Genomic DNA, 12,326 nt, shown 5'->3' on the forward strand with positions numbered 1-12,326 from the left:
GGCTCCTGTACGACGTCTTCCGTACGTCCGTGCGCGACGTCTGTGCGACTCCCATACGCCTGTCACAGGGCTGCGTTAGCGTGAAGATCACAGCAACCGCATAGGGGTGGGACGAATGAAGAGCACGACCGCGCGCCGTATCACGCTCTCCGTCGTGGCGGTGACCTCGCTGACCGCAGTGGCCGCCTGCAGTTCCTCCGGCGGCTCCTCCGGTTCCTCCGGCGGCTCTGGCAAGGGCGACGGCGCGGCCGGCAGGGGGCTCGCGCACGTGAGCCCCGTCGCGGCCCTGCGCTCCGCCGACACCTCCACCGCCGAGGCCGACTCCGCCAGAGTGTCGATGACGACCAGCATCGGCACGCTGATGTCGATGAAGGGCGACGGCACCCTCGACTGGGCCGACGGCCTGACCGGCACGCTCAAGCTCACCTACACCGGCGGCACGGTCGCCGAGACGATGCGCCGGATCGGGGCCACGACGATGGAGGCGCGGTACCTGCCCGACGCCTACTACGCCCACATGGGCGACGCCTATGCGCGGCAGACGGGCGGCAAGCACTGGATCGCGTACCGCTACGAGGACCTCGGGGCCCTCGCAGGCGGCTCCGGCGAGTACATGAAGGAGCAGCTGAAGAACGCCACGCCGAACCAGTCGGTGAAGCTGCTGCTGGCCTCCGGCGACGTCAGGAAGGTCGGCGAGGCGACGGTGCGCGGCGAGCACACCACGCACTACGCGGGCACGGTGAACGTCGCCGACTTCGCCGGCAAGACCTCGAACCTGCCCAAGCGCCAGATGGACGAGCTGAAGAAGCAACTCAGCGAGGCGGGCGTCACCACGGAGTCCATCGACATCTGGGTCAACGACCGGAACCTGCTGGTCAAGAAGGTCGAGAAGGCGGACATGGCGACCGGCACCATGACCAACACCGCCTACTACAGCGACTACGGCGTGAAGACCTCCGTCCAGGTGCCCCCGGTCGGCGACACCATGGACTTCAAGGACCTGATGAAGTCCCAGGGCGCCACCGCGGGCGGCACCGGCATCGGCTCCTGAGCCGCGCTCCCGAGGCGATTTGCTTTGCGGTAACCCCTTCCCGTACGCTCCCACAGAAGCCAAAGACCGCTGGTCGTTGCCGCGCGCTCGTACGAGAGCGCGGTGGCCGAAGGATCCGCTGAACTGCGGACGACCCGCGCAGGTGACTGTGGAAGAACTCCCGGAGCACACGTCGATCCCCGTGTGTGCACCCGGTCGAGTCCGCCCCGAGCGCCTGCGCCGGGGCGTTTCGTTTTCCCCAGTCCTCCTTCGGGTCCGCGCGGTCCGAATCACCCGGAAGGAGGCCGAGGCTCTATGGCGAGGCCCGACAAGGCTGCCGCGGTTGCGGAGCTGACGGACAAGTTCCGCAGCTCCAACGCCGCCGTGCTGACCGAGTACCGCGGTCTCACCGTGGCGCAGCTCAAGACGCTGCGCCGGTCGCTCGGTGAGAACGCCCAGTACGCCGTGGTGAAGAACACGCTGACCAAGATTGCGGCCAACGAGGCCGGGATCACGCTGGACGACCAGCTCTTCGCTGGTCCGACGGCCGTCGCCTTCGTCACCGGTGACCCGGTGGAGTCGGCGAAGGGTCTCCGTGACTTCGCCAAGGACAACCCGAATCTCGTCATCAAGGGCGGTGTCCTTGAGGGTAAGGCGCTGTCCGCCGACGAGATCAAGAAGCTTGCGGACCTCGAGTCCCGCGAGGTTCTGCTCTCCAAGCTGGCCGGTGCCTTCAAGGGGAAGCAGTCCCAGGCTGCCTCCGTCTTCCAGGCGCTGCCGTCGAAGCTCGTCCGCACCGTGGACGCGCTGCGCGCCAAGCAGGACGAGCAGGGCGGTGCCGAGTAACTCGGCTCGCTTTCTGATCCGCGCCGCCTGACGCGGCAAGGGTCGCAGCGGGCCGACGTACGCCCGCCTCACCCCGTACATCCGGCACCTGCCGATTTGAGTGGAAGGACCGCCATCATGGCGAAGCTCAGCCAGGAAGACCTGCTCGCGCAGTTCGAGGAGATGACCCTCATCGAGCTCTCCGAGTTCGTGAAGGCCTTCGAGGAGAAGTTCGACGTCACCGCCGCCGCGGCCGCCCCGGTCATGGTCGCCGGTGCCGCCGGTGGCGCTGCCGCCGAGGTCGTCGAGGAGAAGGACGAGTTCGACGTCATCCTCTCCGGCGCCGGCGAGAAGAAGATCCAGGTCATCAAGGTCGTGCGCGAGCTGACCTCCCTGGGCCTGAAGGAGGCCAAGGACCTGGTCGACGGTGCGCCGAAGCCCGTCCTCGAGAAGGTCAACAAGGAGGCCGCGGACAAGGCCAAGGAGGCCCTCGAGGGCGCCGGCGCCTCCGTCGAGGTCAAGTAACCTCCACGGGTCCGCGAAGGACTCCCGCGCGCTGAACACAGCCCCGTAGGGCTGTAACGCGAACGCACCGAAGAGCGATCATCCATCCGGGTGGTCGCTCTTCGGCGTTCGAGGGGGCCGGTGCCGGCTGCCTTGCGCCCGCGGCAGGGACGGGTATGGTGATCTTCGTCGTGCCTCCAGAGCTCCCGGCAGCGGGCTGCAAGTGACGATGGCAGCATCCGGTTTGGCCATGGGAGGCCTTGACGAACCGCACGGAGCGCGCAATTCTCAGGACGCGTCGCCAACAAGGATCCGAATCCGAGGCATGGATCGGCGACGAAGAGGGCAGTATCAGGGTGCGTTGAGGGCAGGTAGGCCGCAGACGTTGACAACTACGAGGGTCTCAAAAAACCCGCACTGGACATCAGTGTGCCATGTGGCTACACTGACCCTTTGCGCTGCCTGTTAGCTGTCCCCTGCCCGTCACCAGGGGCATGCCCTCGCCTCAGCAACGACGACCAGATCATCCTGGACCTGGCCTTTCGGCCCGATCAGGACGACCTGTCCTCAAGCGGCGGCGGGGGGCCGGTACGCGCGTAGTGAGTCCGAGCCCTCGGAAGGACCCCCTCTTGGCCGCCTCGCGCAACGCCTCGACCGCGAATACGAACAACGGCGCCAGCACCGCCCCGCTGCGCATCTCCTTTGCAAAGATCAAGGAGCCCCTCGAGGTTCCGAACCTTCTCGCGCTGCAAACCGAGAGCTTCGACTGGCTGCTCGGCAACAACGCGTGGAAGGCTCGCGTCGAGGACGCTCTGGAGTCCGGTCAGGACGTCCCCACCAAGTCCGGCCTCGAGGAGATCTTCGAGGAGATCTCCCCGATCGAGGACTTCTCCGGGTCGATGTCGCTGACGTTCCGCGACCACCGCTTCGAGCCGCCGAAGAACAGCATCGACGAGTGCAAGGAGCGCGACTTCACGTACGCCGCCCCGCTCTTCGTCACGGCCGAGTTCACCAACAACGAGACCGGCGAGATCAAGTCCCAGACCGTCTTCATGGGCGACTTCCCGCTCATGACGAACAAGGGCACCTTCGTCATCAACGGCACCGAGCGTGTCGTGGTGTCCCAGCTGGTCCGTTCCCCCGGTGTCTACTTCGACTCCTCCATCGACAAGACGTCCGACAAGGACATCTTCTCCGCCAAGATCATCCCCTCCCGGGGTGCCTGGCTGGAGATGGAGATCGACAAGCGCGACATGGTCGGTGTCCGCATCGACCGCAAGCGCAAGCAGTCGGTCACCGTCCTGCTGAAGGCGCTCGGCTGGACCAACGAGCAGATCCTCGAGGAGTTCGGCGACTACGAGTCGATGCGCGCCACCCTGGAGAAGGACCACACCCAGGGCCAGGACGACGCGCTGCTGGACATCTACCGCAAGCTGCGCCCGGGCGAGCCCCCCACGCGTGAGGCCGCGCAGACGCTGCTCGAGAACCTGTACTTCAACCCCAAGCGCTACGACCTGGCCAAGGTCGGCCGCTACAAGGTCAACAAGAAGCTGGGTGCGGACGCTCCGCTGGACGCCGGCGTCCTGACCGTCGAGGACGTCATCTCGACGATCAAGTACCTGGTGAAGCTGCACGCGGGCGAGATCGAGACGGTCGGCGACAGCGGTCAGACGATCGTCGTCGAGACCGACGACATCGATCACTTCGGCAACCGCCGTCTGCGCAGCGTGGGCGAGCTCATCCAGAACCAGGTCCGCACCGGTCTGGCCCGTATGGAGCGCGTCGTCCGCGAGCGTATGACCACGCAGGACGTCGAGGCGATCACGCCGCAGACCCTGATCAACATCCGGCCGGTCGTCGCCTCCATCAAGGAGTTCTTCGGCACCAGCCAGCTGTCGCAGTTCATGGACCAGAACAACCCGCTGTCGGGTCTCACCCACAAGCGCCGCCTGTCGGCCCTTGGCCCGGGTGGTCTCTCCCGTGAGCGGGCCGGCTTCGAGGTCCGTGACGTGCACCCCTCGCACTACGGCCGCATGTGCCCGATCGAGACGCCGGAAGGCCCGAACATCGGCCTGATCGGCTCGCTCGCCTCCTACGGCCGGGTCAACGCGTTCGGGTTCGTCGAGACCCCGTACCGCAAGGTCAGCGACGGCCAGGTCACCGACGAGGTCGACTACCTGACCGCCGACGAGGAGGACCGCTTCGTCATCGCGCAGGCCAACGCCACCCTGGCGGACGACCTGCGCTTCGCCGAGGCCCGTGTGCTGGTCCGCCGCCGTGGCGGCGAGGTCGACTACGTCAGCCCCGAGGACGTCGACTACATGGACGTCTCGCCGCGCCAGATGGTGTCGGTCGCGACCGCCATGATCCCGTTCCTCGAGCACGACGACGCCAACCGTGCCCTCATGGGCGCGAACATGATGCGCCAGGCCGTTCCGCTCATCAAGTCGGAGTCCCCGCTCGTCGGCACCGGCATGGAGTACCGCTCCGCCGTCGACGCCGGCGACGTCGTCAAGGCCGAGAAGGCCGGTGTGGTCCAGGAGATCTCCGCCGACTACATCACCACGACCAACGACGACGGCACGTACATCACGTACCGCCTGGCCAAGTTCGCCCGCTCCAACCAGGGCACCTCGGTCAACCAGAAGGTCATCGTCAACGAGGGCGACCGCGTCGTCGAGGGCCAGGTCCTCGCCGACGGTCCGGCCACCCAGAACGGCGAGATGGCGCTCGGCAAGAACCTGCTGGTCGCGTTCATGCCGTGGGAGGGCCACAACTACGAGGACGCGATCATCCTGTCGCAGCGCCTCGTCCAGGACGACGTCCTCTCCTCGATCCACATCGAGGAGCACGAGGTCGACGCCCGTGACACCAAGCTCGGCCCCGAGGAGATCACCCGGGACATCCCGAACGTCTCCGAGGAGGTCCTCGCCGACCTCGACGAGCGCGGCATCATCCGCATCGGCGCCGAGGTCATCGCCGGCGACATCCTCGTCGGCAAGGTGACCCCGAAGGGCGAGACCGAGCTGACCCCCGAGGAGCGCCTGCTGCGCGCGATCTTCGGTGAGAAGGCCCGTGAGGTCCGTGACACCTCGCTGAAGGTGCCGCACGGCGAGACCGGCAAGGTCATCGGCGTGCGCCTCTTCGACCGCGAGGAGGGCGACGAGCTGCCGCCGGGCGTGAACCAGCTGGTCCGCGTCTACGTCGCGCAGAAGCGCAAGATCACCGACGGTGACAAGCTCGCCGGCCGCCACGGCAACAAGGGCGTCATCTCCAAGATCCTGCCGATCGAGGACATGCCGTTCCTGGAGGACGGCACCCCGGTCGACATCATCCTCAACCCGCTGGGTGTGCCGTCCCGAATGAACCCGGGACAGGTCCTGGAGATCCACCTCGGCTGGCTCGCCAGCCGCGGCTGGGACGTCTCCGGCCTCGCGGACGAGTGGGCGGAGCGCCTCCAGGCCATCGGCGCCGACCAGGTCGCCCCCGGCACCAACGTGGCCACCCCGGTCTTCGACGGTGCCCGTGAGGACGAGCTGGCGGGTCTGCTCCAGCACACCATCCCGAACCGCGACGGCGACCGCATGGTCCTCCCGTCCGGCAAGGCGCAGCTGTTCGACGGCCGCAGCGGTGAGCCGTTCCCGGAGCCGATCTCGGTCGGCTACATGTACATCCTGAAGCTGCACCACCTGGTCGACGACAAGCTGCACGCCCGTTCGACCGGTCCGTACTCGATGATCACCCAGCAGCCGCTGGGTGGTAAGGCCCAGTTCGGTGGCCAGCGCTTCGGCGAGATGGAGGTGTGGGCCCTCGAGGCCTACGGCGCCGCCTACGCCCTCCAGGAGCTGCTGACCATCAAGTCCGACGACGTCACCGGCCGCGTGAAGGTCTACGAGGCCATCGTCAAGGGCGAGAACATCCCCGAGCCCGGCATCCCCGAGTCCTTCAAGGTGCTCATCAAGGAGATGCAGTCCCTGTGCCTGAACGTGGAGGTGCTGTCCAGCGACGGTATGTCCATCGAGATGCGCGACACCGACGAGGATGTCTTCCGCGCTGCGGAGGAGCTCGGCATCGACCTGTCCCGGCGCGAGCCGAGCAGCGTCGAAGAGGTCTGACGGGAGTCCGGCGGGTCTCCTGACCAGGAGACCCGCCGACCCCCAGGCCCCCGTTTCAGACCACAGACTTACAACCCTGAGAGGGATTGACGCATAGTGCTCGACGTCAACTTCTTCGACGAGCTCCGGATCGGCCTGGCCACCGCTGACGACATCCGTCAGTGGAGCCACGGCGAGGTCAAGAAGCCCGAGACCATCAACTACCGCACCCTCAAGCCGGAAAAGGACGGGCTCTTCTGCGAGAAGATCTTCGGTCCCACCCGGGACTGGGAGTGCTACTGCGGCAAGTACAAGCGTGTCCGCTTCAAGGGCATCATCTGCGAGCGCTGCGGCGTCGAGGTCACTCGTGCCAAGGTGCGCCGTGAGCGGATGGGCCACATCGAACTGGCCGCGCCCGTCACCCACATCTGGTACTTCAAGGGTGTTCCGTCGCGTCTGGGCTACCTGCTCGACCTGGCCCCGAAGGACCTGGAGAAGGTCATCTACTTCGCGGCGTACATGATCACGTACGTCGACGACGAGCGCCGCACCCGCGACCTGCCGTCGCTGGAGGCCCACGTCTCCGTCGAGCGCCAGCAGATCGAGCAGCGCCGCGACGCCGACCTGGAGGCCCGCGCCAAGAAGCTCGAGGCGGACCTCGCCGAGCTGGAGGCCGAGGGCGCCAAGGCCGACGTGCGCCGCAAGGTGCGCGAGGGTGCCGAGCGTGAGATGAAGCAGCTGCGCGACCGCGCGCAGCGCGAGATCGACCGCCTCGACGAGGTGTGGACCCGGTTCAAGAACCTCAAGGTCCAGGACCTCGAGGGCGACGAGCTGCTCTACCGCGAGCTGCGCGACCGGTTCGGCACGTACTTCGACGGCTCGATGGGTGCCGCGGCGCTGCAGAAGCGCCTGGAGTCCTTCGACCTCGAGGAGGAGGCCGAGAAGCTCCGCGAGATCATCCGCACCGGCAAGGGCCAGAAGAAGACCCGCGCCCTCAAGCGCCTGAAGGTCGTCTCCGCGTTCCTGCAGACGTCCAACAGCCCCAAGGGCATGGTCCTGGACTGCGTGCCGGTCATCCCGCCGGACCTGCGTCCGATGGTGCAGCTGGACGGTGGCCGCTTCGCGACCTCCGACCTGAACGACCTGTACCGCCGTGTCATCAACCGCAACAACCGCCTGAAGCGGCTTCTCGACCTCGGCGCGCCCGAGATCATCGTGAACAACGAGAAGCGCATGCTCCAGGAGGCCGTCGACGCGCTCTTCGACAACGGCCGCCGCGGCCGCCCGGTCACGGGTCCCGGCAACCGTCCGCTGAAGTCGCTCTCCGACATGCTCAAGGGCAAGCAGGGCCGCTTCCGTCAGAACCTGCTCGGCAAGCGCGTCGACTACTCGGCCCGTTCCGTGATCGTCGTCGGTCCGCAGCTGAAGCTGCACCAGTGCGGTCTGCCGAAGGCGATGGCGCTGGAGCTCTTCAAGCCGTTCGTGATGAAGCGCCTGGTCGACCTGAACCACGCACAGAACATCAAGTCGGCCAAGCGCATGGTCGAGCGCGGCCGCACGGTCGTGTACGACGTGCTGGAAGAGGTCATCGCGGAGCACCCGGTTCTGCTGAACCGTGCGCCCACGCTGCACCGCCTCGGCATCCAGGCCTTCGAGCCGCAGCTGGTCGAGGGCAAGGCCATTCAGATTCACCCGCTCGTGTGCACCGCGTTCAACGCGGACTTCGACGGTGACCAGATGGCCGTGCACCTGCCGCTGTCCGCGGAGGCGCAGGCCGAGGCCCGCATCCTGATGCTGTCCTCGAACAACATCCTCAAGCCGGCCGACGGCCGTCCGGTGACGATGCCGACCCAGGACATGGTCCTCGGTCTGTACTTCCTCACCACCGACGCCGAGGGCCGCGCGGCCAAGGGCGAGGACCGCTCCTTCGCGTCGGTCGCCGAGGCGATCATGGCGTTCGACGCCGGCGAGCTCTCGCTCCAGTCGCGGGTGGACGTCCGCTTCCCGGTGGGCACCATTCCGCCGCGCGGCTGGACCCCGCCGGCCCGCGAGGAGGGCGAGCCGGAGTGGCAGCAGGGTGACTCCTTCCGCCTGAAGACGACCCTGGGCCGCGCGCTCTTCAACGAGCTGCTGCCCGAGGACTACCCGTTCGTCGACTTCGAGGTGGGCAAGAAGCAGCTCTCCGAGATCGTCAACGACCTCGCCGAGCGCTACCCGAAGGTCATCGTGGCGGCCACGCTCGACAACCTGAAGTCGTCCGGCTTCTACTGGGCCACCCGCTCCGGTGTCACCGTCGCCATCTCCGACGTCGTCGTCCCCGAGGCGAAGAAGGAGATCGTCCGCGGCTACGAGGCGCAGGACGAGAAGGTCCAGAAGCAGTACGAGCGCGGTCTGATCACGAAGGACGAGCGGACCCAGGAGCTCATCGCGATCTGGACCAAGGCGACCAACGAGGTCGCCGAGGCGATGAACGACAACTTCCCGAAGACCAACCCGATCTTCATGATGGTTTCCTCGGGCGCCCGAGGAAACATGATGCAGATGCGTCAGATCGCCGGTATGCGCGGTCTGGTGTCGAACGCCAAGAACGAGACCATCCCGCGGCCCATCAAGGCGTCGTTCCGTGAGGGTCTGTCCGTGCTGGAGTACTTCATCTCCACGCACGGTGCCCGTAAGGGTCTGGCCGACACCGCCCTGCGTACCGCCGACTCCGGTTACCTCACCCGTCGTCTGGTCGACGTCTCCCAGGACGTCATCATCCGCGAGGAGGACTGCGGCACCGAACGCGGCCTCAAGCTGCACATCGCGGAGCGCGGTGCGGACGGCGTGCTGCGCAAGGCGGACAACGTCGAGACGTCCGTGTACGCGCGCTGCCTCGCCGAGGACATCGTGGTCGACGGCCAGGTCCTGGCCCCGGCCGGCACCGACCTCGGTGATGTCCTCATCGAGGAACTGGTGGCCCGTGGCGTCTCGGAGGTCAAGACCCGCTCGGTCCTGACCTGTGAGTCCGCCGTCGGCACCTGCGCCATGTGCTACGGCCGTTCGCTCGCCACCGGCAAGCTGGTCGACATCGGTGAGGCGGTCGGCATCATCGCCGCCCAGTCCATCGGTGAGCCCGGTACCCAGCTGACGATGCGTACCTTCCACACCGGTGGTGTGGCCGGTGACGACATCACCCAGGGTCTGCCGCGTGTCGTCGAGCTCTTCGAGGCCCGTACCCCGAAGGGTGTCGCCCCGATCTCCGAGGCGGCCGGACGCGTCCGGATCGAGGAGACCGAGAAGACCAAGAAGATCGTCATCACCCCGGACGACGGCAGCGACGAGACGGCGTTCCCGATCTCGAAGCGTGCCCGTCTGCTGGTCGGCGAGGGCGACCACGTCGAGGTGGGCCAGAAGCTCACCGTGGGTGCCACCAACCCGCACGACGTGCTGCGCATCCTGGGTCAGCGGGCCGTCCAGGTCCACCTGGTCGGCGAGGTCCAGAAGGTCTACAACTCGCAGGGTGTGTCGATCCACGACAAGCACATCGAGATCATCATCCGGCAGATGCTGCGCCGCGTGACGATCATCGAGTCCGGCGACGCCGAGCTGCTGCCCGGCGAGCTGGTCGAGCGCTCGAAGTTCGAGCACGAGAACCGTCGTGTGGTCCAGGAGGGCGGTCACCCGGCCTCCGGTCGTCCGCAGCTCATGGGTATCACCAAGGCCTCGCTGGCGACCGAGTCCTGGCTGTCGGCGGCGTCCTTCCAGGAGACGACCAGGGTCCTGACGGACGCGGCGATCAACGCCAAGTCCGACTCCCTGATCGGCCTCAAGGAGAACGTCATCATCGGTAAGCTCATCCCGGCCGGTACGGGCCTGTCCCGCTACCGCAACATCCGGGTCGAGCCGACCGAGGAGGCCAAGGCCGCGATGTACTCGGCCGTGGGCTACGACGACATCGACTACTCGCCGTTCGGCTCCGGCTCCGGCCAGGCCGTTCCGCTGGAGGACTACGACTACGGTCCGTACAACCAGTAGGCGAGCGACTGCTTGACGCGCTGAAGGGCGGCCATCCCACAACGGGATGGCCGCCCTTGGCGCATCATGGAGAGACACACGCGGTCCGGGGGAGGTCCCAGTGTCGTATCAACCGTCACACCCGTCGTGGCAGCCCATGCAGCCCTGGCAGCGGGGACAGGGGGTCCCGCAGCCGTGGCAGGGCCAGGGCAGCCCTTCGATGCTCGCGTCCCACGCCGACCGCGAGCGGGCCGTGGACGTGCTCAGAGCGGGCTTCAGCGAGGGCCGCCTGGACGAGCGGGAACTCGACCAGCGCGTCGCACGGGCGTACCAGGCGCGTACGGTCGGGGAGCTGGCGCTGCTGGTGGCGGACCTGCCGCAGGGTCCGGTGCCGCTCACCTCGGCGGCGGCTCCGTTCGTGCCGCCCACGTTCCTGCCGGCGGCGGTCCCGCCGCCCACCAACGGCAAGGCGGTCGGCTCCCTGGTCTGCGGTGTGCTGACGCTGATGACGGGCGGTCTGACGGGCCTGCCCGCGGTGGTCCTGGGACACACCGCCCGCGCGGAGATGCGCCGCAACGGGGAGGGCGGTGACGGCCTCGCGCTGGCCGGGCTGGTCCTGGGCTGGCTGTCCGTCGCGGGCTGGGCGGTGTTCCTGACCGTGCTCGTCGTGGCCGGGATCGCGGGGTCGGGATGACGTGGGCGGATTCCGGTGTCCGAAGATCACGTTCCGTGGATTCGAAGATCGCCCGCGGGGCCGGGGCTTGACAAGCCCCGGGGGACGCGGCGGGCGGGGCGCATTTGTTTTGACCGCAGCGAATGAGGTAGGTACGCTCAGACCTTGTGCCTGGGGTGTGCCCTGGCTTTCGTGCGTGCCTTGAAACCGCACCGGGAGCCGCTGAACGGCCACCGTGATCTGCGCCTCTTTCTGCCTTGCGGTGGGAGTCTGCGGGATTCGACACACCCGACCGCGTGGGTCGGCGATGTTCCAGGTTAGCTGTACCCATCGGCACACAGAAACCGGAGAAGTAGTGCCTACGATCCAGCAGCTGGTCCGCAAGGGCCGGCAGGACAAGGTCGAAAAGAACAAGACGCCCGCACTCGAGGGTTCGCCCCAGCGCCGTGGCGTCTGCACGCGTGTGTTCACGACCACCCCGAAGAAGCCGAACTCGGCCCTCCGTAAGGTCGCGCGTGTGCGTCTGACCAGCGGTATCGAGGTCACTGCTTACATTCCGGGTGAGGGACACAACCTGCAGGAGCACTCGATCGTGCTCGTGCGCGGCGGCCGTGTGAAGGACCTGCCGGGTGTTCGCTACAAGATCATCCGCGGTTCGCTCGACACCCAGGGTGTCAAGAACCGCAAGCAGGCTCGCAGCCGTTACGGCGCCAAGAAGGAGAAGTAAGAATGCCTCGTAAGGGCCCCGCCCCGAAGCGCCCGGTCATCATCGACCCGGTCTACGGCTCTCCTCTGGTGACCTCCCTGATCAACAAGGTGCTGCTGAACGGCAAGCGCTCCACCGCCGAGCGCATCGTCTACGGCGCCATGGAGGGTCTGCGCGAGAAGACCGGTAACGACCCGATCATCACGCTGAAGCGCGCTCTCGAGAACATCAAGCCGACCCTCGAGGTCAAGTCCCGCCGTGTCGGTGGCGCCACCTACCAGGTGCCGATCGAGGTCAAGCCCGGTCGCGCCAACACCCTGGCGCTGCGCTGGCTGGTCGGTTACTCCCGCGCCCGTCGCGAGAAGACCATGACCGAGCGTCTGCTCAACGAGCTCCTCGACGCCTCCAACGGCCTCGGTGCCGCTGTGAAGAAGCGCGAGGACACGCACAAGATGGCCGAGTCCAACAAGGCCTTCGCGCACTACCGCTGGTAGTCGC

At 67.1% G+C, this 12,326-nt stretch carries 8 protein-coding genes; all 8 read left to right on the forward strand.

Translation table 11 applies throughout. The features are described from left to right. The first annotated feature begins 115 nt into the window (after positions 1-115). Positions 116-1,051, forward strand: coding sequence for a hypothetical protein (locus tag ACIQFZ_RS34220; RefSeq protein WP_402693042.1), 936 nt, complete (start codon positions 116-118; stop codon positions 1,049-1,051). Between the two features lie 294 nt (positions 1,052-1,345). Continuing rightward, entirely contained in the window at positions 1,346-1,876 is a 531-nt protein-coding gene (gene rplJ / locus ACIQFZ_RS34225; RefSeq protein ID WP_365431727.1) for a 50S ribosomal protein L10, read from the forward strand. Positions 1,877-1,993: 117 nt separating this feature from the next. Beyond that, positions 1,994-2,380 (forward strand): 50S ribosomal protein L7/L12, encoded by a 387-nt coding sequence (gene rplL / locus ACIQFZ_RS34230; RefSeq protein ID WP_365431724.1) that lies wholly within the window; start codon positions 1,994-1,996, stop codon positions 2,378-2,380. Positions 2,381-2,988: 608 nt separating this feature from the next. Continuing rightward, positions 2,989-6,474, forward strand: a complete 3,486-nt coding sequence (gene rpoB / locus ACIQFZ_RS34235) for a DNA-directed RNA polymerase subunit beta (protein WP_365431721.1) — start codon at positions 2,989-2,991, stop codon at positions 6,472-6,474. 96 nt (positions 6,475-6,570) lie between these two features. After that, positions 6,571-10,470: a DNA-directed RNA polymerase subunit beta' gene (locus ACIQFZ_RS34240; RefSeq protein ID WP_361422374.1), complete on the forward strand. Its 3,900-nt coding sequence runs from the start codon at positions 6,571-6,573 to the stop codon at positions 10,468-10,470. A 136-nt stretch (positions 10,471-10,606) separates the two neighbouring features. After that, a complete protein-coding gene (locus ACIQFZ_RS34245; RefSeq protein WP_365426338.1) occupies positions 10,607-11,143 on the forward strand; it encodes a DUF1707 and DUF4190 domain-containing protein in 537 nt (178 codons plus the stop codon). Positions 11,144-11,477: 334 nt separating this feature from the next. Continuing rightward, on the forward strand, positions 11,478-11,849 hold the full coding sequence (gene rpsL, locus ACIQFZ_RS34250) for a 30S ribosomal protein S12 (RefSeq protein ID WP_003948652.1): 372 nt from the start codon (positions 11,478-11,480) through the stop codon (positions 11,847-11,849). 2 nt (positions 11,850-11,851) lie between these two features. Next, positions 11,852-12,322, forward strand: coding sequence for a 30S ribosomal protein S7 (gene rpsG, locus ACIQFZ_RS34255; protein WP_003992340.1), 471 nt, complete (start codon positions 11,852-11,854; stop codon positions 12,320-12,322). Positions 12,323-12,326: the final 4 nt, after the last annotated feature.

It is taken from the genome of Streptomyces sp. NPDC093064 (assembly GCF_044754605.1).
Classification (GTDB): domain Bacteria; phylum Actinomycetota; class Actinomycetes; order Streptomycetales; family Streptomycetaceae; genus Streptomyces.